The organism is Pseudofrankia sp. EUN1h (assembly GCF_001854645.1).
GTDB lineage: Bacteria > Actinomycetota > Actinomycetes > Frankiales > Frankiaceae > Pseudofrankia > Pseudofrankia saprophytica.
This window is the reverse complement of record NZ_MBLN01000058.1, coordinates 194,454-217,109: the sequence shown is the minus strand read 5'-3', so window position 1 is coordinate 217,109 and position 22,656 is coordinate 194,454. Positions and strand designations below refer to the sequence as shown.

Here is a 22,656-nt window from a genome sequence, read left to right as displayed (position 1 = left end):
CCCCGATCGTGCCCAGAGCAACGAAGCGGTCGCGCACAGCTCGCGGGCCCTCTGGGCAGCCCTGTGCCCGGGCGTGGCGGCCGCTGGCCGGGATCGTTCGCGCTCCGCCGGCGACCACGCGGTCGGGAGGTGACTTTCCTCGCGCTCGGACACGGAACTCGTGGCGCATCGGGTGGTCATGTCAGCTGTCCGACACGGCGGTGAGCCGGGGTCTGGAGGCCGTCTGCCGGAGCGGGTTCGCCGGGAGGGCAGGTGCCCTGGTCGCGTGGCTGGGCCACCTGGGCTGGGCGGGACGGGTCGGATGGCCCGGCCGGGAAGGGCGGATGCGCCGGGACGGATATGTCAGATGCCGGTCAAGCTGGGCGTATGACCTGGCGTTAAGGTAGGGCGTAGGGGGGCAAAGGTGCCGCCGCGAAACGCCAGCAGGCTCGCCGACGGCGTCGGCGGTCATGATCGCTCGCTGATCACGAATTCATCATCGCCGCGCCAGGGAGGCTTCCGATCGACCGCAACGAGCTCATTGACATCACGCGGCGAGCGCTGAAGATCGCAAATGACAAGACGACGGACATGACGCCCGGCGAGCGCATCATTCCGGCCGCGATCTATACCAGCGAGGAGCTGTTCGAGCGCGAGCGCGAGTTCGTGCGCAGCTCTCCTCAGCTGGTCGGCTACCGCTCCGAGCTGCCCGGTCCGGGGACGTACACCACCAAGACGGTCATGGACGTCCCGGTGCTGCTCACCCGCGACGACGACGGCACCGTCCGCGCGTTCCAGAACATCTGCGCGCACCGGCAGGCCCAGGTCGCCGAGGGCGACGGCGAGGCCGAGCGGTTCACCTGCCCGTACCACGCCTGGAGCTACAACAACAAGGGCGCGCTGGTCACCTGCCCCGGCCGGGACGGCTTTCCGCAGACGATGGCCAACAAGCCCGGCCTCACCGAGCTGCCGGCCGCCGACCACGCCGGCTTCCTGTGGGTCGGACTCGACCCGGATGGCGGCCCGCTGGACATCGAGGGCCACCTCGGCGAGCTCGGCCCCGAGCTGGCGTCCTGGGGAATCGGCGACTGGAACTCGGTCGGCGAGAAGGTCCTCGACGCGCCGGTGAACTGGAAGCTCGCGCTGGACACGTTCGGCGAGAACTACCATTTCCCGACGGTGCACAAGAACACGTTCGCGCTGCTGGTCCGCGGCAACTGCGCGCTGTTCGACACCTATGGTCCGCATCACCGGCTGATCTTCCCGATGCAGAACATCACCGAGCTCGCGGACAAGCCGGAGAGCGAATGGGAGCCACTGCACTACTTCGTGGTTATCTATGCGATCTTCCCGAACATCGTCATGTCGGTGACGTTCATCAACGGTGAGATCTTCCGCGTCTACCCGGGTAGCGGGGCCGGCAACTCGGTGACCGTTCACCAGAATGCCACCACCCTGGACACCTCCGACGAGGCGGGCCGGGCGGGCGCGGACGACATCTTCGCCTACGCCCACGCCAGCGTCCGCGACGAGGACTACCCGCTGGCCGCGAAGGTCCAGGCCAGCATGGCCTCCGGCGGGCGTTCCCAGCTCGTCTTCGGCCGCAACGAGCCTGGTCTGCACCACCGCCACGCCAGCATGGAGACGGCGCTGGGCATCAGCCTCGACGCCTGAGCACCGGTCGCATCCGGCTTCACGCGACGCGCCCCCCGCCAGCCTCGGCTGGCGGGGGGCGCGTCGTCGTGTGGGCCACCGGCGCTAGTCGATCTGCGAGGTGGGAGCGCCCGCCGGGCCGGGTCGTTCGGCCTGGCGGCGGGTGGCCGCGAGCAGGCGGCGCAGGCCGACGACGTGGCCGCGCGAGCCGATGACGAGGAGCCGGTAGGTCCGGCCAGGCACGCCGGGGAAGGCGGCCCTGCTCTCGGCGCGCAGCCGGATACGGCCCGCGCCGGCGTCGTCGAGCCGGAAGGCGAGGGTGTAGTCGGCGAAGCGGTGCCGCCCGGCGAGGGTCAGGTAGGAGCCGGGCACCGCCGCGGCGACCCGGAAGCCGACGATCGTCGAGCCGACGGCGAGTGGTCGCGGCCCGGACGGCGCCCAGTTGGCGCAGCCGACCGCGCGGGCGTAGCGCTGCGCGCCCGCGCCGCGGAAGGACCGGTCCAGCCGGTCGGTGAGGGCCAGCCAGACGTCCTCGGGGGTGGCGTCGACGACCGTCGTGTGCTCGTCGATGAACGGCAGCTGCGTTTCCACCTCGGCCACGTGCCCACCTCTCGTCCGGCGAGGAACCCGCCGACCTAGGAACCCTGCCGACGAGGAGCTCCGCCGACGAGGCGCGACGAGGAGCTCTGCCGACCAGAAACCGCGCCGACCAGGAGACCGCGCCGCCTAGGAACCCGGCCGACCAAAAACCTTGCCAGCTAGGAAGTCTGCCGGCTGGACACCCCGCCGGCCAGCGAATCCGGTCGGGGCGCGAAGACGGCGCCGGGGTTGAGGATGCCGAGCGGGTCGAGGGCCTGCTTGATGCGCAGGGACAGGTCGAGGACGTCCTGGCCGACCTGGGGGAGCAGCCAGGGTCGCTTGAGCCGGCCGACGCCGTGCTCGCCGGTGATGGTGCCGTCGAGGCCGATCGCCAGGTCCATCACCTCGCCGAACGCGAGCCGGGCCCGCTCGGCCGCGGCGGCGTCGCCGGGGTCGACGACGATCAGCGGGTGGGTGTTGCCGTCGCCGGCGTGCGCGATCACCGCGATCGTGACGTCGCGGGCGGCGGCGATCGCCTCGATGCCCGTGACCAGCTCCGGCAGCCGGGGCAGCGGGACACCCACGTCCTCCAGCAGTACCAGGCCGAGCCGCTCGACCGCCGTGATCGCGGCGCGGCGGGCGACGACGAACGCCTCGCCCTCGTCCAGGTCGTCGGTGGCGAGCACCTCACTGGCACCGGCCGCCTCGCACGCGGCGGCCATGGCGCGCAGCTCCTGCTCACCCGCCCGGTAGGGGGCGTCGGTGCGGGCGAGCAGCAGCGCCGCGGCGGCGCGGTCCAGGCCCATCATCAGCATGTCCTCGACGGCGTTGATGGACGTCCGGTCCATGAGCTCGAGCATCGCTGGGCGCATCGCCGAGGTGATCGACAGGATCGCGGCCGTGGCCGCCGCCATGGTCGGGAAACTCGCGACCAGCGTGCTGGTCGGCGGCTGGGCGGGCAGCAGCCGCAGGGTCGCCTCGGTCACGATCCCGAGGGTGCCCTCGCTGCCGACGAACAGCTTGGTCAGCGACAGGCCGGCGACGTCCTTGAGCCGTGGCCCACCGAGCCGGACGGCCGTGCCGTCGGCGAGCACCACCTGCAGGCCGAGCACGTAGTCCGTCGTCACCCCGTACTTCACGCAGCACAGCCCGCCGGCGTTGGTCGCCACGTTGCCGCCGATCGAGCAGATCTCGAACGACGACGGGTCCGGCGGGTACCACAGCCCGTGCTCGGCGGCCGCGCCCTTCACCTCGGCGTTCAGTGCCCCCGGCTGGGCGACCGCGATCCTCGTCGCCGGGTCGACGCGGACGGCCCGCATCCGCTCCGTCGAGAGCACGATGCCGCCGTCCACGGCCGACGAGCCGCCGGACAGGCCGGTGCCGGCGCCGCGGGGCACGACCGGCACCCGGTGGCGCGCCGCCCAGCGGACCGCCACCTGCACCTGCTCGGTCGATTCCGCCCGCACCGCGGCGAGCGGCGTCCCGGCGTCCGGGTCGGCCGCCCGGTCCCGCCGGTACTTGTCCAGCAGGTCGGGCTCCGTGGCCACCACACCGGCCGGCAGCGCGTCCACGAGCTCGGCGAGCTGAGCAACCGTCACGCCCACGCCCACGCCCACGCCCGCCCCTCCCCGCCCCGGCTGTGTCCATCAGACGTTAGGTCGCCGGAGGCGCCCTGTCAGACGGTGCGACCGACCTGAACGCGACTGGGACTCTCCGCGGCAGTCAGCCTCGTCCCGCGGAGGTCGCCTCCGATGTGCGCGAGCAGGCCAACATCCATCCGATCAGACGACGAGGCAGGCGATATCGGGGCCGAGGACGCCGATTCCACCCCAATCTCGACTGCCTCACCACCGCTGGCCACGATCCGACACCCGGATCGGGGCGTCGGGCTCAGATGCCGGTGGGGAGTCGGCGCGGCGGACCCGGGTCCAGGGGCGCCGGGCCGCGACGGCCAGGCCGATGGCGAGCGTCACCAGGGCGATCAGGGCGACGAGCAGGGTGGTGGCGCCGGCGGCGCGGACCCAGTCCGCGAGGGTGCCCTGCAGGCGGGTCGCGGCGTGGACGACGGGGTCGGTGGCGTCCGCGCCGCCGAACACCCGCAGCTCGTAGACGCCGTAGTAGACGACGTAGCAACCGGCGGCGACGAGCAGCGCGCCGCCGGCCCGGCCGGCGTAGGCCTGGGCGCGGCGCAGCCGGCGGGTGACGCCGTCGCGGGCGAGCGCGGCGGCGACCGTGACGACACCGACGACCAGGCCCATCCCGGCGGCGTACACGACGAACACGGCCACCCCCGCGGCGAGACTCGCCGACGAGAAGGTCGACGTCGTCACCGCGAGGAACGGCCCGACGGTGCAGGACAACGACGCGAGCGCGTACGACACCCCGTACAGCGCGGTCGACCAGACGGTCCCGTCGACCCGCGCCGACCGTGGCTTCGGCAGCCGTACCCAGGCCTCGTGCCCGGCGGCCATCGCGATGCCGGGCACGATCAGCCCGACACCGACGACGAGGGTCACCCATGGCAGCCATCGCCCGACCGACAACGCCAGCGGCGTGACGACCAGCCCGAACAGGCCGAACACCAGGACGAACCCGCCGGTCATCGCCGCCGTCATCCCGGCGGCCCGCCGCAGCGCCCCCAGACGGGCGGGCGGAGCCTGGTCGACGACGACCAGCGAGACGTAGCCGGGCAGCAGCGCGAAGCCGCACGGGTTCACCGCGGCCACCATCCCGGCCGTCAACGCCAGCGCGTACGGCGTCCCGGCCATCAGCCCGCGCCCGTCGACCCGCGCTCGCCGCGCGAGCCCGAGCGCGAGGCGGGCGGTCGTCGGCCGGCGCCTGTCAGCTCGTCACCAGCTGCTCGGTGTACATGTTCAGCTCGGCTTCGGACAGCAGGCCCTGCAGGGTCTTGACCTTGCCATCGGCCGTGATGAACGACAGCGCGGGCTGCTCGTCGACGCCGAAGGAGGCCCACAGCCTGCCGTCGGCGTCGACGGCGTGCGGGAACGTGCCGAGGCCGGTGTCGGCGACGAACGTCCGCATCTCACCGACGGTCCCGAGCCCGGCGACGCCGACGAACTGGACCTTGTCGCCGAACTTCTTCTCCACCCGCGCGATCTCCGGCGCCTCGCCATGGCAGATCGGGCACCACGGCGCCCAGAACCACAGCACCGCCGGCCGCCCTGCGAGGGAGGCCCCGGAGATCCGGCCACCGTCGACCGTCGCGGCGTCGAACCGCAGCTGCGCGGGCACCGGGCCCTCGCCAGCCCGGCCGGTGCCGGCGGACGCGGACGCGCCGCCCCCACCACACCCCGCCACGACGACCGCCAGCGCGGCCAGCACCAGCCCGACGGCCGCGAGCCTCGCCCACGCGAGCCTGCGCGTGAGCCTGGCCGGCCGGGCCGCAGGCGGGCGCACCCTGATGTCCACCTGCCCATCGTCGCTCGCCCCGCCGGCCCCGGACTGTCGTCCAGCCGACGCCCCACCCACACTGACCCTGCAGTTGCCCTGAAGGGATCAGGTGATGCGCATGTCCTCGGTGGTGTTGAAGCGGCGCGTGCCGAAGACCACGAGCAGGACGCTGAGTGCCAGGGTGACGACGATGCCGAGCCAGGCGCGGCCGGAGCCGAGCATCAGGGCGCGGACGGCGTCGACGGTGTGCCGCAGCGGGTTGGCCTCGGCGGTGTCGTCCAGCCAGCCCGGCGCGAGCGTGAGCGGCAGCAGCACCCCGGACAGCAGCAGTACCGGCAGCGACACGCCCTGGACCACGGGGGCGAGGGCGTCCTCGCTGCGCAGGATGAGCGCGAGGCCGTAGCCGAGGCAGGACAGGCCGACGCCGAGCGCCAGCAGAACCAGGGCGGCGACGATCAGTCCGGTGTGGACGTGCAGCCCGAGCGGGACGGCGAGGCCGACGAGGATCCCGCCCTGGATGATGACCAGCGTCGCGTCCCGGCCGGCGCGGCCGAGCAGCAGCGCGAGCCGGCTGATCGGTGTCACCGAGAGCCGCTCCAGCACGCCCTGGCGCATCTCGGACAGCAGCGCGAACCCGTTGAACGCGCAGTTGAAGAGGACGAGCTGCACCAGCAGGCCGGGGATGAACACGTCCCAGCTGCTGGTCCCCGCCGGCCAGCCGCGGGTGACCCCGCTGTTGTCGAGCATCGGGCCGAACAGGTAGAGGTAGAACAGGGGCTGGGCAAGACCGATGATGATCCAGCTCGGCTCTCGCAGTACCGCGCGGCATGCGCGGGCATAGGTGAGCCGGACGTCGGAGAAGAAGCGCATGAGGCGGCTTCCCTTTCAGGGGCGAGGGCGGCGGTCAGGCCAAAGGCCACGCGATGATGGCGGAGCCTCGCGTGGCCGGCAGCCGTTGGACAGGTTCAGACGCCGGCGGTGGCCAGTGGGTGGCCGGTGGCGGTGAGGAAGACGTCGTCGAGGCTCGGGCGGGTCAGCGTCAGCGTGATGACCGGGGTCGACAGGCCGTCGAGCAGGCGCAGCAGGTCGGTGACGGCGCGGGAGCCGTCGTCGACGAAGACGCGCAGCGTCTTCTCGTCGACCTGGTCGGCACCGTGGCACCAGGGCTGATCGCGCACCGCGGGGGCGACGGCCTCGGGGCCGCCAGCGGGAAGGGTCACGACGATGCTGTCGCCGGCGACCTGGCTCTTCAGCTCGTCCGGGCTGCCGGTCCGCGCGACCTGGCCCTTGTGGATGATCGCCACCCGGTCGCAGAGCTCGTCGGCCTCCTCCAGGTAGTGCGTGGTGAGCAGGATCGTCGTGCCCGCCTCCCGGACCGCCCGGATCTCGGCCCACACCTCGGCGCGGCTCGCCGGGTCCAGCCCGGTGGTCGGCTCGTCGAGCAGCAGCAGCTCGGGGGAGTTGACCAGCCCGATGGCGATGTCGAGCCGGCGGCGCATGCCGCCCGACCAGGTGCCGAGGCGCCGGTCGGCCGCGTCGGTCAGGCTGAACCGGCCGAGCAGCTCATTCGCCCGCGCGAGCGCGTCGGCCTTCGACAGGCCGAACACGCGTCCCTGCATGACGAGCTCGGCGCGCGCGGTCTCGGCCGAGTCGGTGCCGCCGCCCTGGGCGACGAACCCGATCCGCCGGCGTACCGCGGCTCGCTCGCGCGCCACGTCGTGGCCGGCGACGATCGCGGTGCCGGAGGTCGGCGGCAGCAGCGTCGTGAGCATGCGCATCGTGGTCGACTTGCCGGCACCGTTCGGGCCGAGCAGCCCGAAGACCTCGCCCGGGTCGACCAACAGGTCGATCCCGTCGACGGCGACGACAGGTTCGGCGCGCTTCGACCGGCGGAACTCCCGGCGCAGCGCGTGGGTGGCGATCATGTGACGTCCGTTCGTCGGGGGGCGGAGGACCCAGCCGCTCTCCAGGCTCTGGACGCCATCGTGACCACTGCCACCGACGGTTTCGGACCCTGCCGAGCGTGCGCAGCGGCGTGAGGCGGCCGGGTCCTCCTGCCTGGCCGTGGGCCAGCGTGGAGTCTTCTCTGCGCGAGTACCCGGGTGAGCGAGTACCTGTGAGCGAGACTTGTCTGAGCAAGAACTTGTCTGAGCGAGTGAGACAATGCGATAGTGGGAGAGTGCCAGTCAAGATGTCAAGGTCTGTCGGGAGCCGGCGGTGACAGCCGGCCCGGCGCGGGACGGCGACGTCGACCTGGAGGCGCTGCTGCGCGAGCTGGTGTCCGCGGCGCAGCTGTTCCAGGCGGCCGCCGGCGTGCGCGCCCGGCTCACACCGACCGAGCTCGCCGTGCTCACGATCCTGCGGTCCAGCCCGCGGCTGGCCGGCCAGCTCTCCGCGGCCACCCGGCTCACCACCGGCGCGATCACCAAGGTGCTCGACGGCCTGGAACAGCGCGGCTTCCTCACCCGCGCGCCCGACCCCGGCGACCGCAGGCGAGTCATCGTGACGGCGGTCGCCGAGCGGGTCGCCGCGCTCGACGTGCTCCTCGGCCCCATGACCGACGCCGCCGCGACCATCCAGACGACGTTCAGCCCCGCCGACCAGCGCACCATCGCGCGCTTCCTGGCCGCGACCACCGAGATGCTGCGCGACCAGACGCAGTCGTTGCGCGACGGCCCGGCCACCACGGCCTCGCCCGTCACGCTGGGTGCGCCGCTGGGCGCGGCCCCGCGGGCCCGGCTGCTCCTGGCCGGCGGGGCCAGGCACCTGGCGATCGTGGCCGGCGACGCGGACCTTCCCGGCGACAGCCTCTACCAGGGCAGCTTCCTGGGCGGGGCGCCGACCAGCCAGGTCACCACCCGCCCGGACGAGACCGAGGTGCGGATCCAGTTCGGCCGCAACCGGTCACTGTGGCGCCCGGGAAGCCGGGCGTCGACGCTGACGCTCAGCCCACGCGTCTCCTGGTCCATCTACGTCCGTGGCGGCGCCGAGAACCTCGCCGTCGACACCGCCGGGCTCGCCATGACGTCGTTCTCGCTGACCGGGGGCGTCAACCACCTGGCGCTGCGCCTCGGCCCGCCGCACCCGCCCGCCCGGATCTCGGTGACGGGCGGGGCGAAGGGGCTGCGCATCGAGCGGCCGGCCGGCGTGCCCGTCGACCTGCGGCTGCGCGGCGGCGCGAGCCAGGTCGTCGTCGACGGCGAGCACCTCGGCCCCCAGGGAAGCTGGCCCTCCGGCCGCGCGTCGGGCAAGGACCGCTACGAGCTGGCCCTCACCGGCGGCGTCAAGAACCTCGTGATCGCCCCACTCACCTAGCCGGGAGCCGGGGCGCCCGCGCTCATGGCCGGCTGGAGCGGGTGACGGTGGCGACGGTGTACGGCCGGCCGGCGGCGCCGTGGGAGGTGACGCGGTAGACGCTCACCGAGCGGCCGCGGTTGACGACGCGGGCGGTGAAGACCACCGGCTCGCTGAGCAGGGCCGGGCGCAGCAGGTTCAGCCGCAGCGACGTCGTGTAGTCCGTCGCCGGCAGTGAGCCCAGCGCGCCGGCGAGCCCCGCCGCGGCCAGGTCCGTGCAGGCGAACAGCAGGCCGCCGTGCATCGTTCCGCTCGCGTTGCCGAACGCCTCCACCGGTGGCACGACCAGCCGAGCCGCCATCGGCGCCGCCGGCCGCGCCGACGGTGCCGACAGCGCCGGCCCTTCGGCCAGCGTGGCGCCCGCGGCCTTCCCGCTGTGGGAGGCGGCCGCGGCGACCTGTACCGGCCGGTCGTCGTCGGCGGTCGGACGCGGGGCGGGGACCCGGGTGTCGGCGCCCTGGCGGTCCACCGGCGACGGGAGACGAATGCCTGTGTCGGCGCCCCCAGTGAAGTCGAACGTCAGCGAGCGCTCCAGGTCGGCGATGTCGAGCACCTCGAGGATGGAGCGGTGGTCCGCCGGCTCGATCCGGTCCGGTGGCTCGCGCTCCACCTCGGCGACGTCGGCGTGGATGCCCGTCGCGGGCACGAACCGGCTGCGGCCGCTCGCGATCGCCACCACCCGCCCGTCGCCGTCGCGGACMTCGCCGCGTGACACCCCGTCCGCCGACCCGGCGCCCACCAGCCGCGACGTGGCCACGAGCTCCGGGCCCGCCCACGGCGGCGGCAGCACGACGTCCACCGACAGCTCCGTGGTGACCGAGTGGGTGCCGGCCGGCCGCTGGTGGTGGACCTCGATCCCGATCGCGTCGTCGACGATGACGCCGAGCGCGGCGACGGTCTGGTCACCACTGGGGGCCAGCATCCAGGGCCCGACCGGCATCGGCACCCGCATGCCGTTGCCCCGGTCGATCGGCCCCACCCGCATCCGCGTCTCCGGGTACTCCCGGGCCGGTGCCCTCACCGTGGCTCTCCTCCCACCTCACACCCACCCGGCCCGGCGACCTCCAGACCGGGCCGTACACGGCGCATTTCACGCCATCCGCGATCGTCTCCCGCGCCCGGGCCCGCCGGACAGGCGTGTGCCCAACGACTCACCCGTCCTGCCTCGTCGCGGGCTGTCCGGCGGGCCATCTCGGCGGGGCGTGTCAGCCGTGGTGGCTGGCGCAGTAGTCGTCGCGGAGGGCGGTCAGCGGCGGCAGGTAGGTGAACGCCGTGCGCAGCGCGATGGCGGTGACGGCGGCGGTCTGCTCGATGGACGCCTCGACGAGGGCACGTTGCCCMGGAGTCGACGCGCCGACCAGCCGGCGGGSGTTCAGCCAGGCGACCTCCCGCCAGCCGGCGATGATCTGCATGAACACCGTGTAGGTGATGCCGTAGGGGCTTTTCAGATCATTGATTGTCGGATCGAACCGGGTGGCGGCCTCGTCGAGCATGGACTCGGCGACCTGGTTGAGGAAGATGTTGACCCGCTCATGGTCCTCGTGGCGGCTCGTCCCGTCCGGCGCCACCAGGCCGAGGCCGGCCAGCACATAGGGCAGGTCCCGGTTGATATGGCCGTTCATGCCGAGCAGGATGTCGCCGAGCCCGGAGACGCTCTTGTTCTGGGCAGCCGAGAACGCCACCTGCCAGGCCCGCGGCACGGCGGACGTGTTGCCCGCGTTCCAGTTGTCGTAGGCGTTGAAGAAATAGGAAGCGAAGAACACGTCCTCGACGTTGACGAACGCCGGGTCCTGAAAGAACCCGGGCGTCGAGGCGGCCCGCTGGTATTGCTGGGTCGTGCGCAGGTAGGCCAGCGCGAAGGGTGCCCGGTGGTCGCAGGTCGCCGCGAGCCCGCCCAGCATCTCGTTCATCCGGGCGATCGTCACGGAGACGCAGTCGGGATTCCCACCCAGGCAGTGGTTGATCTGGTCCGGGGTGTACCAGGCCGACAGCGACGGCTGGTAGGCGGGGATGCCGGTGAGCGCCACGGGCGTGTCCGCCCGCGCCGCCCCGCCACCGAGGGTCGCCGTCGCAGCCACGGCGACCCCGAGGACGAGGGCCGCCGACGTTCGCGCGCCGGACCGGCGCGCCGGCGCCCGGTGCCTGGGAATGTGCCGCTCACGCCTGGTCGAAAATKACATGGCGCCAACGTTAGGGCCGGAAATCCATGGCGGTAATGCGCCGCGAGGGGGACCACCCGTGGACTACTCCACCCATTGTCCCGCGTTTGTTCGCGGGACAGGTAAACGTCCCCCAAAATGGGCTGGGTGATTTCCACCAGTCCCTGGCACCAAGGTGTGTGAGGGGTCGGGACCGGGATGGTGAAAACAATAATCTGTAAGGAGATCTGATCTCCGGGAAATGYCGTGTGCGGGGATATTCCGGCCGCCCGGCCGGTGGGAGAGCCGCGCCCGGGGGGTGTCGTGCCTTTGATCGAATCAGCCGCGGCCGTGTGGCCCGTCGTGGTACGTCGCCGGCGCCGGCCCGGGATAAGTCCCGGCGCGTCRGCCCTAAGGTGCGAAACGGGTGTGGGACTGCACGGATCCGGACCCGTGTCGTGACGGGCGGGGTGTGGGCGCGTACGGTGTCGAACGGTATCGAGACACGCACTGTTGAGTGCGGCGTCTAGCTGGGGATGAACCGCTGGGTGCTGACCGAGACCTTGCCGGGGCCGGGGGAGTCTGGGGATGGCGTGGGCATGACGGACGCGGTGCGTGCCGGGGCCGGGCGGACGGGCGAAACGACGGACCAGCCGGCCGACGCGGCCAGCACGGCGCAGGACACGCCCGCGGGGGGCCCGGACGCCACCGGACCGAACGTCGCCAGCGGATTCGGCGCCTGGCAGGCCACCATGGCCGACGCGGCCGGCGCCGCGCCCGCCGCCCCCAGCACCTCACTGCGGCCGGTGCCACCGCCGGGACCGACGGCCGCGCCCGCCGCGCCGGCGCCGACGGCCGGGTATCCGGTGCCGGACGGCCCGACGCCGCCGCCCGCCCGCACGTCGATGGCGGCCGGGCTGGACGCGCTGAACCTGCTCGACAGCCTCTCCGAGGTCGTGTTCCGTACGGACGCCGAAGGGTGCTGGACCTACCTGAACCCCGCCTGGACCCGGCTCACCGGGTTCAGCATCGCCGAGAGCCTCGGAAGTCAGTTCATCTCCTATGTCCACCCCGAGGAGATCGAGCACACCATCGCCCTGTTCATGGCGGTCGTCGTCGGCGGCGCGGACCACTGTCACCACGAGACCCGTTACCGCATCGTCGACGGCACCTACCGCCGCGTGCAGATCCGCGCGAAGGTGCTGCGCGACGACGCCGGCGAGGTCGTCGGCAACATGGGCACGATCATCGACGTCACCGACGCCCGCTTCGGGGCGGAGATGGCCGGCGAGCAGAGCGCGCTGCTGGAGCTCGTGCCGACCGGCGGCAAGATCGACGATCTGCCTGTCGGTGTCGTCATCTACGACCCCGACCTGACGGTGCTCCGGGCGTCCCAGGTGGTCGACCGGCTCGTCGGCACCCGCACCCAGGCCGGCGACCCCGTCGACGTGCTGTCCACCCAGCTGCGCCCTGCCGCGGCCGGCGGGCCCGCGCTCGGTGGCGAGTGGGGCCTGGTCGCCACGGCCCGGCGCACCCAGCAGGCCCAGATCGGCGACCTCGACGTGCTCGACGTGCTCGCTGGGCGCGCGGACGTCGCCGGTGGCGACGATTCCGCGACCGCCGCCGAGGACGCCGGCGCGGGACAGCCAACAGCGGGACAGCCAACAGCCGGACAGCCGGCCACGGGGGATGCGCAGCTGACCTCCGCGGGCCCGGTGCGCTCGCTGCGCGCCACCGTGATCCCGTTGCGCGACGAGGGCGGCACCCGGGTCGCCGTCGTGTTCTCCGACATCACCGACCTGCGCCGCGCCGAGCGCCAGCAGGCGGCGCTGGCCTATCTCGGCCAGCGTGCGCTGACCACGCTCGACGTGCCCGCCCTGCTGAACGAGGCCGTCGAACTGGTCGCCTCCACGCTCGCGGTCGAGCGCTGCGACCTGATCGAGTGCCTCGAGGCGGCCTCGTCCGCCAGCGGCCGGGCCCGCGGCGGCCCGTTCGGCGACACCCAGGAGCAGGCCGCGGCCGGCTCGGGTGGCGTCGTGGTCACCAAGGCCACCGACGCCGACGCCGACGTGGGCCCCGGCACCCGGCTGACGGGCGACGTCCACGCGCATGTGCGCGCCTGCTATGGCCGCGTCGGCGGGGCCTGGGCCGCCGGCGCGGTCTCCGCCGCCCCCGGCTCGTACGTCTCGAAGGTGCTCTCCTCCCGCCAGCCCCTCGTCATCGACGACCTGTCCGGCCACGCGGACATCGCCCCGGAGGGCTGGCTGCAGGGCGATGGCACGGTGGCCACGGTCGGTGCGCCGATCGGCGTCGGCAGCCGGGCGTTCGGCGTGCTGGCGGCGCACAGCGGCGCCCGCCGATACTTCACCAAGGACGAGGCGCATTTCGTCCAGTCGGTCGCCAACATCGTCGCCGCGTCCGTCGAGCTCGCCCAGATGCAGGAGGACCGCGCCCGCCTCGCGGTCTTCGAGGACCGCGACCGGATCGCCTGCGAGCTGCACGACCTCGTCATCCAGCGGCTGTTCTCAGTGGGCCTGCGGCTGCAGTCGCTGGTCCGCCTGGTCGCCGAGCCGGGCACCGGCCGGCTGTCCGCAGCGATCGCCGATCTCGACCAGACCATCGACGAGGTCCGCCGCACCATCTTCGACCTGCGCCCGCCCTACGCCTAAGGCCGCGCCGGCCAGGCCGGGCGAGGGCCGGCCTGGCCCGGCGACCAGGCTGGCCTGACCCGGCCTGGGCGGACTGGCTTGCTCCGCCTGCCCTCCCAGGCCGGTCCGGGAGCCTCGTACGGCGCCGACGGCCCGGATGTTCACGAAGTCGCAACACCGGTGTTCGGATTCGGTGACACCGGAGGGCTTTGCTGATCTCGACTCACCACGGGTGGGGCGCGCCTAGGGTTCCGTCGCGAGAGCGAGCCTGGACCGAGAGGCGAGACGGGGCGGCCAGTCGGCGTCCGGGCGGGAAAGGGCACGCCGACGCGGTCGCGCCGTTCCACGGCGGGACAAAAGCCCGGGAGGCCAGCCAGGCCTGGCTGCCTCCAGCCGGGCTCCGCCATAAGGAGTTCCGTGGGCGATCCGCATTCCCACTCCCATGGTCACGGCCGTCCGCACCGCCATCTTCCGGAGGGCTTCTCGACCGACGCGCTGCACGAGAACTACGGCCCTGAGGCCCGTTACGCCGTCGCGGCCGAACAGGCGCTGCCGACGACGAAATGGGACGAGGAGATCGCCCGCGGCCTGGAGTTCGGCCTGCCCGGCGCCGACTCCATCGTCGACCGGCGTATCCCGACGTTCTCCCGGGGAGAGCTGCCGCACTTCGCCGGCATCAACACGTTCCTGAAGGCGCCCTACGTGGAGGATGTGCGCAGGTGCGGCGAGTACGACGTCGTCGTGCTCGGCGCGCCCTTCGACGGCGGCACGACCTACCGCCCCGGCACCCGGTTCGGCCCGCAGGGCATCCGGAAGATCTCCGCGCTCTACGGCCCGTACAGCTTCGAGCTCGGCGTCGACCTGCGCGAGTCCATCACCATCGCCGACGTCGGCGACGTGTTCACCATTCCGGCCAACATCGAGAAGACCTTCGACCAGATCACGAAGGCCGTCTCGCACGTCTACGCCTCCGGCGCCTTCCCGGTGGTCCTCGGCGGCGACCACTCGATCGGCTACCCGACGACCAAGGGCGTCGCCGAGAACCTGGACGGCGGCAAGCTCGGGATCATCCACTTCGACCGCCACGTCGACACGCAGGAGACCGATCTCGACGAGCGGATGCACACGACGCCCTGGTTCCACGCCACCGACCTGCCGAACGTGCCGGCGGAGAACCTCGTGCAGATCGGCATCGGCGGCTGGCAGGCACCCCGGCCCGGTGTGAAGGTCGGCCGCGAGCGCGGCACCACGATCATGACGGTCACCGACTGCGTGGAGATGGGCATCGAGGYCGCCGCCGAGCGGGCGCTCGAGGTCGCCTGGAACGGCACCGACGCGGTCTGGCTGTCGTTCGACGTCGACTGCCTCGACGCCGCGTTCGTCCCCGGCACCGGCTGGCCGGAGCCCGGCGGTTTCCTGCCGCGCGAGGTCCTCAAGTTCATCCAGATCATCGCGGACGCGAAACCGCTCGCCGGCATCGAGGTCGTCGAGTGCTCACCGCCGTACGACAACGCCGAGATCACCGCACTGATCGCGACCCGCGTCATCTGCGACACCCTCGGCTGCCTGGTGCGCGCCGGCCACCTGCCCAAGCGCCCCGCGACCGCCTGACCCCGCTCCTGCCCTCCGCCCCTCGACCCCACGGCCTCGACCTCTTGGCCCTCCACCCTCCGGCCGCGCGCGGCCCCGCCACCGTCGCGCGGCCGCGGGTGGCCCGGCCCGGCAACAGATTCGTATCCGCACGTCGGCTTGCTTCGAAAGGACACCGGTCCGTGTTTCGCAACGTCCTGCGCGGCCTGCAGGGTCAGGGTAGGCGCAACCATTCCGTTTCCGGCCGCCCGGCCGGCTCCACCGTCTCGACAGTCTCCGCCGCCCGGCCCCGCCGCGGGCGGGCACTCGGCGTCGGCGCCGCGATGCTGTCGGTGGCGCTGGTCGCCGCCGCTTGCGGCGGCTCCGACGACAGCTCCGACGCCCCCGCCGGCGGCTCGGCGGCCAAGCCGATCACTCTCGCGTTCAGCGCCTGGCCGGGCTGGTTCCCCTGGCAGGTGGCGCAGGAGAAGGGCTTCTTCGAGAAGAACGGCGTCAAGGTCGACCTGAAGTACTTCGACAGCTACACCGACAGCCTGAACGCGCTCGCGACCGGCAACGTCGACGCGAACAGCCAGACCCTCAACGACACGCTCGCCTCTGTCGCCGGCGGCGCCGACGAGACCATCGTCCTCACGAACGACAACTCCACCGGCAACGACCAGATCATCGCCAAGCCCGGTATCAACAGCGTCGCCGACCTGAAGGGCAAGACGGTCGCCGCCGAGCAGGGCACCGTCGACCACTACCTGCTGCTGCTCGCGCTGGCGAAGGCGGGCCTCACCGAGAAGGACGTCACCTTCAAGCCGCTGCTGACCGACRCGGCCGCGGCGGCGTTCGTCGCCGGCCAGGTCGACGCGGTCGGCGTGTTCGCGCCGTTCACCACCACCGCGCTCGGCCTCGCCGGCAGCAAGGCGATCGCCACCTCCGCGGACTTCCCCGGCGCCATTCCCGACCACCTGGTCGTCTCGAAGAAGCTGGTGTCCGACAACCCGCAGGGCGTGCAGGGCCTCGTCAACGCCTGGTTCCAGACCATCGAGTGGATCCAGGCGAACAAGACCGAGGCCTACGGGATCATGGCCAAGCGCGCCGGCGTCTCGGTCGCGGACTACGAGTCGTACGACAAGGGCACCACGATCTTCACCCTCGACCAGAACGTGGCGGCGTTCGCCCCCGGCTCGACGGACGCGAACCTCGACTACCAGGCCAAGAAGATCTCCGACTTCCTGGTCAGCACCAAGCTGGTCGACGAGGCGCCCTCGCTCGACGGCCTGCTCGACGACACGTTCATCAAGGCCGTGAAGTAGGCCGCCAGGCTCGTGGTGACCGCCGGAAACCCGCGGGGACGGCACGGGCGCGCGCCGCGTGCCCGTGCCGTCCCCGCGGGCGACGGTGGCGAACGGCGGCGGTGGCCGACAAGGGAGAGAAAGTCAGGTCCGACGTGAGTGACGTGAACCGCCGCCCGGGGCGAGCCTCGTGAGCGGCGCCGAGGCGCCGCCGGCGGTGGCGCCAGCCCCCGCTGCCGCGCCCCCAGAAGGTCTCCCCGCCCGGCCCGCGGCGGCTGGTCGGGACTGGGGGCCGCCGCCGCGGCGGCGGGCGGCGCGGCCGGGCCGCCTGCCCAAGCTGGGCGAGGACGTGTCGCCGTCGACGCGGTGGGTGCTGCGGGTGCTGTCGGTCGTCGTGCCGCTGGCGGTGTGGCTGGTGCTGTCCGCCTCGGGCGCCGTCGACGACACGTTCCTGCCGTCGCCGTTGGCGGTGTGGAACGCCGGGATCGACATGGCCCGCTCCGGCGAGCTGTCCTCCGACGTGGCCGCGAGCGTGCGCCGGGTCGGCCTCGGCTTCCTCATCGCGGTGGCGATCTCGGTGCCGCTGGGGTTCGCGATGGGGTCGATGGGCTGGGCCCAGGCGTTGTTCGAACCGGTCATCGGCCTGTTGCGCTACATGCCGGCGAGCGCCTTCATCCCGCTGCTGATCATCTGGCTGGGCCTGGGCGAGTCGTCGAAGATCGCGCTGCTGGTGATCGGCGTGGTCTTCTTCAACACGCTGATGACGGCCGACGTCGTCCGCCGGATCCCGAGTGACCTGCTGGAGGTGTCGGCGACGCTCGGGGCACGCCAGCACGAGATCGCCTGGAAGGTGATCCTGCCGTACGCGCTGCCCGGGATGATCGACGCGATGCGGGTGAACGCCGCCGCGGCCTGGAACTTCGTCGTCGTCGCCGAGCTCGTCGCGGCCACCTCGGGCCTCGGCTACCGCATCACCCGGGCCCAGCGCTTCCTGCAGACAGACAAGATCTTCGCCGTGCTCGTCGTCATCGGCGTGATCGGCCTCGCGATCGACATCCTGCTGCGCATCCTGCGCGACCGGGTCGGAAGGTGGGCGACGTGACCGGTGTACCCCAGCAGGCGGGCGGCGACCGCGCGAAGACCGCTGCCCCGCCCGGACCCCTCGACCGGGTCGCCCCCGCGGGGCCGACCGCGCCCGCCGGGCCGTCCGCGTCCCCGAGTCTGGTCAAGGCCGCCGACGCGGTATCCGAGTCCGTTGCCGTTGTCGTGGACCCGGCGGTGGCGGGTGCCAGCGGCGGTTCCGCCACCGGTGCGGCGGGCGGCGCGCTGCGGCTGCGCGGCGTCGGCATGGACTTCCACGCCGGCAAGGGCCGCCGCCCCCGTCGCGGGCGAGGGGACGCGTCCGCCGGGACGGCGGTCCCGACGCTCGCCGACGTCGACCTGGCCGTCGAGCCCGGTGAGTTCGTCTGCATCGTCGGCGCCAGCGGCTCGGGCAAGTCGACGCTGCTGCGCCTGGCCGCTGGCCTGCTGCGCCCGACCACCGGCGAGGTCACCCTGGACGGCAGGCCCGTCGACGGCCCCGGCCCGGACCGCGGCCTCGTCTGCCAGACCGGCGCGCTGTTCCCCTGGCGCACGACGGCGGCCAACGTCGCGTTCGGCCTCGAACTGCTGCCGCTCTCCCGCGCCGACCGGAGCCGCCGCGTCGCCTGGTACCTGCGCGAGGTCGGCCTGGAGCCCTTTGCCGACCGGTTGCCCGGGCAGTTGTCGGGCGGCCAGCGCCAGCGGGTCGCCATCGCGCGGGCGCTCGCCTGCGAGCCGCGGGTCGTCCTGCTCGACGAGCCGTTCGGCGCGCTCGACGTGCAGACCAAGGAGGACATGCAGCTGTTCCTGCGCGGGGTCTGGGCCGACACCGGCACGACCGTCCTCATGGTCACCCACGACGTCGAGGAGGCGGTCTTCCTCGGCCAGCGGGTCGTCGTCCTGGCAAGCGACCCGGGCCGGGTCGTCGCGGACATCCCCGTCCGGCTCCCGGGCGACCGCGATCTCGCGACCCGCCGCGGCTCCGCCTTCCTCGCCCTGCGCTCCCAGGTCGAGGACCTCGTCCGCCTCCACCACCGCGCGCACGCCCAGCGTCTCGCCGAGAGGGCCGGCTGAGCCGGGACCGCGCCGTCACGGCGCTCACGGCGCGTCTGCTGGCGGCGGCGTGCGCGCTGGTCGCCGTCGCGATGGCGGCCTGCGACGGGACGGCCGGCGGCGGCGGGCCGGGCGACGCCGCGCCGCTCGGCCCCGTGCCGGCCGGCTCGGCCTCGGCCGGAGGATCAGCGGGAGAGAATCCCAGCATGCGGCAGGACCTGGACGTGGCGTACGCGTCGCAGTCGCCGGCGCAGCGGCTCGACCTGTACCGGCCGGCGCCGGCCGCGGACGGCGGCCCGGTGCCGCTGGTGGTGCTGATCCACGGCGGGGCGTTCGCGTTCGGGGACAAGGGTGAGATGGACGTCCACGTGCGGGCGCTCGTCGGGCACGGATACGCGGTCGCGAGCCTGAACTACCGGATGGTCCCGGAGGCGACGTACCCGGCGGCGGTGGACGACGTGCGCGCCGCGGTCCGCTGGCTGCGGGCCGGCGCCCCCCGCCTCGGCCTCGACGCCGGCCGGTTCGCCGCCTTCGGCGAGTCCGCCGGGGCGTACCTCGCCGCCATGCTCGGCACCTCCGGTGACCTCCCGTTCCCCGGGGACGAGGCCCTCGGCAACGTCGACGTCCCGAGCGCGGTGCGCGCCGTCGTCGACCTGTACGGGCCGGTCGACTTTCCCACCATGGACGGCCAGCTGACCGCCAACCCCCGGTGCGGGGCGGGCGCCGCCGTCCACGACGCCGCCGGCTCGCCCGAGTCGCGGTTTCTCGGCCACCAGATCACCACCGTGCCCGACCTCGTCCGCGCGGCGAGCCCGGCCACGCACCTGGGTGCCGGCCGGACCCCGCCACGGTTCCTCCTCGAGCACGGCACCGCCGACTGCACCGTGCCCTACCAGCAGTCCGTCGCGTTCGCCGGCGCGCTGCGCGCGGCCGGCGGCGCCGCCGACCTGCGCATCGTCGACGGTGCCGGCCACGGCCCCGACTTCCCACTCGCCGATCGTCTCCCCGGCATCCTCGCCTTCCTCGACGACGCCCTGCGCTGACGCGAGGCCGCGTCGGCGTCCGCGGCGCCGGCTCGTCCGTACGGCCTTGCCCGGCGCCGTCGTGCCTCGTCGTGCCTCGTCATGCGTGGTCCTGCGTCGTTCCGCCTTGGATGGCTGACGCTCTCAAAATTAGTTGACACCGACTAGTCAGAACTGGATAGTTGAAATCGAACAGTCGGGGTCGCGTCGGCCGGCAGGGCAGGATGGAGGTGGCGAAGGTGGCGGGAGGAGAACCGGGTGGCGGCGCGGCGCAAGGTCGGCAATCTGCTGGGGCTGGCCGTCCTGGCCTACCTGGTCCAGGGCCCGATGCACCCCTACGAGCTCTCCCGCATGCTGCGGGACAACGGCGACGCCCGCAGCATCAAGTTCAACCATGGCTCGCTGTACATGGTCGTCCAGCAGCTGGCGAAGGCCGGCTTCATCACCGAGGTGGAGACGACCCGCGCGGGCCAGCGCCCTGAGCGCACCGTCTACGCCCTCACCGACGCCGGCCGCGCCGAGCTGCGTGACTGGCTGCGCGAGCTGGTGGCGGAGCCCGAGCACGAGTACCCGAGCTTCGTCTCGGCGCTGTCGCTGATCGGCGCACTGCACCCGATCGACGTGACGGGCCTGCTCCAGGCGCGGCTGGCTCGTCTCGCCGAGCGGCGGGCCGAGATCCAGAAGATGGTCGACGACGCGCTGGTGGCCGGCGTCCCGGAGCTGTTCCTGATCGAGGAGGAGTACCGCCTCGCCCAGGTTGACACCGAGGCGGGGTTCGTCGAGCGTCTCGTCGCTCGCATCGCCGACCCCGAGACCGGCTGGGCCTCCGCCTGGGCCCAGTTCCACGAGGCCATGGCCGCGGGCGGGGCGCCGACGCCGACCACGCCCGCCGCGCCCACCACGGGCCCGGCTGGTCCCGCATAGTCGCTCGGAACGTCCGTTCCGTGGCAGCTGGGCGACCCTATACGGTCGCTGATCTGCCACAGTCTGAACCCGCACCACCGGACCGCGTCAGATCATTGGCGCTATAGGGTCGCTGATCCGCCACGGTTCGCACCTGCGGGATCCCCTGGGCGGATGCCCACCGCTCGGGCCTGCCGGGTGGGACGCCCCCTCACTCCAGCCGGCTGGCGTTCGGCCCTCCACGACCCGTTCAGCCGCGCACGCTCGATCACGGTGGGTGTCCAGCCCGGCTGTCCGCCCAGCGGAGATCCGCGAGGCGCCCGTGGGCCGGTGCGGCGCTTGGCCAAACCCTGACCGGCCGGGCCGGGCCGTCCGGCCGCACCCGCCGCGGCGCTGCCCGCTGCCGCGCAAGACCTCCTCGGCACCCTCAACGCCTGAAAGGCGGAACTTGCCATGTCCAGAATTCGGAGCGCCATCGTCATCGGCGGCGGGATCGCGGGTCCCGTCGCGGCCGTCGCCCTCGGAAAGGCCGGCATCGAGGCGACGGTGTACGAGGCGTACGAGACCATGGCGGACGGCGTCGGCGGAACGTTGAGCATCGCGCCGAACGGGGTCGACGCGCTCGCCGCCGCGGGTCTCGGCGGAATCGTCGAACCCGTCGGCACGCCGATCACCGCCATGGTGATGCGCAACGGCAAGGGCCGCCGGCTCGCCTCGCTCGGCTCGCCGGCGGGCCTGCCGGACCAGCTGCTGGTCTGGCGCCCGGAGCTGTACCGGGCGCTGCACGACGCGGCGGCCCACCACGGCGCCCGGATCGAGCACGGCAGGAAGTTGGTCGCCATCGAGCAGCACGACACGGGCACGGACGTCGCCGGCGGCGTGACGGCGGTGTTCTCCGACGGGAACCGGGCCAGCGCCGACATCCTCATCGGCGCGGACGGAATCCGCTCGGCCGTCCGCTCGCTGATCGACCCGGTGGCGCCGTCGCCGCGCTACGTCGGCCTGCTCGGCTTCGGCGCCCGCCTGTCCGCCGGGCCCGTCGACCCGGCACGGATCGACCCGACCGGCAGCGAGATGCACTTCGTCTTCGGCAGGCGGGCGTTCTTCGGTTACGTCCTGGCGGCGGACGGCTCCGGTGGCTGGTTCGCGAACCTGCCGCGGGCGGCGTCGATGACGGCGTCCGAGGCGCGCGCGGTCGGCGCCGTCGAGTGGCTGCGGGTCCTGCGCGAGACGTTCGCCGACGACCGGCTGCGCGCGATCGACCTCATCAGCCGGACCGACCCCGCCGAACTCGTCACCGTTGGTGGGATGGAAGACATCCCCTCGGTTCCGGTCTGGCACCACGGCCGCGTCGTCCTCATCGGGGACGCCGCGCACGCGACGTCACCGAGCTCGGGCCAGGGTGCCTCGCTGGCGATCGAGAGCGCCGTCGAACTGGCCCGCTGTCTGCGCGACCTGCCGTATCGGGAGGCGTTCGCGACCTACGAGGGAATGCGCCGCGACCGCGTGGAACGGATCATCAAGATGGCGCAGCGCACCAACAGCGACAAGGCGGCCGGCCCGGCCGCCCGCGTCCTGCGTGACCTGATGATGCCCGTCGCCATGAAGCTCATGAACCCGGAGTCGTTCGCCTGGCCGGTGCGCCACCACATCGACTGGTCCGCCCCGGTCACCCCCGCCGGCGCTCCGAACACCACACCCCCGCTGCCCGTGGCCTCCCCATCCTCCTGATTGATCGCCGTCTGCGCCTTTCGGCGGTCACGATCTGGCCCGGCGTCTTCTAGCGGCAGGGCACAAACTGCGATCACCGAGGGGTTGGCCGGGCCGCCAGCGGGCCCTTCTCGGGCGCTCGGCTCGCCGTCGCGGTGGGGGAATACGCAGGCGGCGAGCCGAGCGCGCTCTCCGGGAGGGAGGACCCCGGCCGACCCGGGGGCACAGGGTCGTGGGCGAACCCGCACCAGGC

Annotated in this window: 18 protein-coding genes; 10 read left to right on the top strand and 8 right to left on the bottom strand. The window is 73.1% G+C overall.

The genetic code is table 11. The annotated features are described in order from the left end of the window. Nucleotides 1-501 precede the first annotated feature (501 nt). On the top strand, nucleotides 502-1,653 hold the full coding sequence (locus BCD49_RS21195) for an aromatic ring-hydroxylating oxygenase subunit alpha (RefSeq protein WP_425343346.1): 1,152 nt from the start codon (nucleotides 502-504) through the stop codon (nucleotides 1,651-1,653). An 84-nt stretch (nucleotides 1,654-1,737) separates the two neighbouring features. Here BCD49_RS21195 and BCD49_RS21190 read toward each other — a convergent pair whose 3' ends face one another. The 6 genes from BCD49_RS21190 to BCD49_RS21165 all read right to left on the bottom strand — a co-directional run bounded on the left by BCD49_RS21190 (nucleotide 1,738) and on the right by BCD49_RS21165 (nucleotide 7,547). Further along, entirely contained in the window at nucleotides 1,738-2,232 is a 495-nt protein-coding gene (locus BCD49_RS21190) for a hypothetical protein (RefSeq protein ID WP_007513821.1), read from the bottom strand. 158 nt (nucleotides 2,233-2,390) lie between these two features. Continuing rightward, nucleotides 2,391-3,827: an FAD-binding oxidoreductase gene (locus tag BCD49_RS21185; protein ID WP_007513819.1), complete on the bottom strand. Its 1,437-nt coding sequence runs from the start codon at nucleotides 3,825-3,827 to the stop codon at nucleotides 2,391-2,393. A 228-nt stretch (nucleotides 3,828-4,055) separates the two neighbouring features. Beyond that, the gene (locus BCD49_RS21180; RefSeq protein WP_007513818.1) at nucleotides 4,056-4,979 is read right to left on the bottom strand and encodes a cytochrome c biogenesis CcdA family protein; all 924 of its coding nucleotides are present in this window, start codon (nucleotides 4,977-4,979) and stop codon (nucleotides 4,056-4,058) included. A gap of 73 nt (nucleotides 4,980-5,052) precedes the next feature. Then, a complete protein-coding gene (locus BCD49_RS21175) occupies nucleotides 5,053-5,640 on the bottom strand; it encodes a redoxin domain-containing protein (protein WP_198536006.1) in 588 nt (195 codons plus the stop codon). Between the two features lie 87 nt (nucleotides 5,641-5,727). Further along, nucleotides 5,728-6,492, bottom strand: coding sequence for an ABC transporter permease (locus tag BCD49_RS21170; protein WP_007513814.1), 765 nt, complete (start codon nucleotides 6,490-6,492; stop codon nucleotides 5,728-5,730). Between the two features lie 95 nt (nucleotides 6,493-6,587). Continuing rightward, nucleotides 6,588-7,547, bottom strand: coding sequence for a daunorubicin resistance protein DrrA family ABC transporter ATP-binding protein (locus BCD49_RS21165; protein WP_007513812.1), 960 nt, complete (start codon nucleotides 7,545-7,547; stop codon nucleotides 6,588-6,590). Between the two features lie 292 nt (nucleotides 7,548-7,839). Here BCD49_RS21165 and BCD49_RS21160 point away from each other — a divergent pair, with 292 nt between their 5' ends. Next, complete coding sequence (locus BCD49_RS21160) at nucleotides 7,840-8,937, top strand: MarR family winged helix-turn-helix transcriptional regulator (protein ID WP_007513811.1); 1,098 nt, start codon at nucleotides 7,840-7,842, stop codon at nucleotides 8,935-8,937. A gap of 22 nt (nucleotides 8,938-8,959) precedes the next feature. Here BCD49_RS21160 and BCD49_RS21155 read toward each other — a convergent pair whose 3' ends face one another. Then, nucleotides 8,960-9,997, bottom strand: coding sequence for a PaaI family thioesterase (locus BCD49_RS21155; protein WP_083401600.1), 1,038 nt, complete (start codon nucleotides 9,995-9,997; stop codon nucleotides 8,960-8,962). 184 nt (nucleotides 9,998-10,181) lie between these two features. Continuing rightward, entirely contained in the window at nucleotides 10,182-11,156 is a 975-nt protein-coding gene (locus BCD49_RS21150) for a DUF5995 family protein (protein ID WP_083401599.1), read from the bottom strand. Between the two features lie 494 nt (nucleotides 11,157-11,650). Here BCD49_RS21150 and BCD49_RS21140 point away from each other — a divergent pair, with 494 nt between their 5' ends. From BCD49_RS21140 to BCD49_RS21105, 8 genes are all read left to right on the top strand, one after another. Further along, the gene (locus BCD49_RS21140) at nucleotides 11,651-13,783 is read left to right on the top strand and encodes a PAS domain-containing protein (RefSeq protein WP_007513808.1); all 2,133 of its coding nucleotides are present in this window, start codon (nucleotides 11,651-11,653) and stop codon (nucleotides 13,781-13,783) included. A 474-nt stretch (nucleotides 13,784-14,257) separates the two neighbouring features. Then, a complete protein-coding gene (locus BCD49_RS21135) occupies nucleotides 14,258-15,373 on the top strand; it encodes an agmatinase family protein (RefSeq protein ID WP_071041825.1) in 1,116 nt (371 codons plus the stop codon). A 302-nt stretch (nucleotides 15,374-15,675) separates the two neighbouring features. Further along, the gene (locus BCD49_RS21130) at nucleotides 15,676-16,656 is read left to right on the top strand and encodes an ABC transporter substrate-binding protein (protein WP_071041824.1); all 981 of its coding nucleotides are present in this window, start codon (nucleotides 15,676-15,678) and stop codon (nucleotides 16,654-16,656) included. A gap of 169 nt (nucleotides 16,657-16,825) precedes the next feature. Further along, nucleotides 16,826-17,737 (top strand): ABC transporter permease, encoded by a 912-nt coding sequence (locus BCD49_RS21125; RefSeq protein ID WP_007513805.1) that lies wholly within the window; start codon nucleotides 16,826-16,828, stop codon nucleotides 17,735-17,737. 245 nt (nucleotides 17,738-17,982) lie between these two features. Then, entirely contained in the window at nucleotides 17,983-18,789 is an 807-nt protein-coding gene (locus tag BCD49_RS21120) for an ABC transporter ATP-binding protein (protein ID WP_083401598.1), read from the top strand. A 185-nt stretch (nucleotides 18,790-18,974) separates the two neighbouring features. After that, nucleotides 18,975-19,811, top strand: a complete 837-nt coding sequence (locus tag BCD49_RS21115) for an alpha/beta hydrolase (protein ID WP_035928683.1) — start codon at nucleotides 18,975-18,977, stop codon at nucleotides 19,809-19,811. Between the two features lie 237 nt (nucleotides 19,812-20,048). Further along, complete coding sequence (locus tag BCD49_RS21110) at nucleotides 20,049-20,714, top strand: PadR family transcriptional regulator (RefSeq protein ID WP_007513802.1); 666 nt, start codon at nucleotides 20,049-20,051, stop codon at nucleotides 20,712-20,714. A gap of 432 nt (nucleotides 20,715-21,146) precedes the next feature. Continuing rightward, nucleotides 21,147-22,424 (top strand): FAD-dependent oxidoreductase, encoded by a 1,278-nt coding sequence (locus tag BCD49_RS21105; RefSeq protein ID WP_007513801.1) that lies wholly within the window; start codon nucleotides 21,147-21,149, stop codon nucleotides 22,422-22,424. The last annotated feature ends 232 nt before the right edge of the window (nucleotides 22,425-22,656 follow it).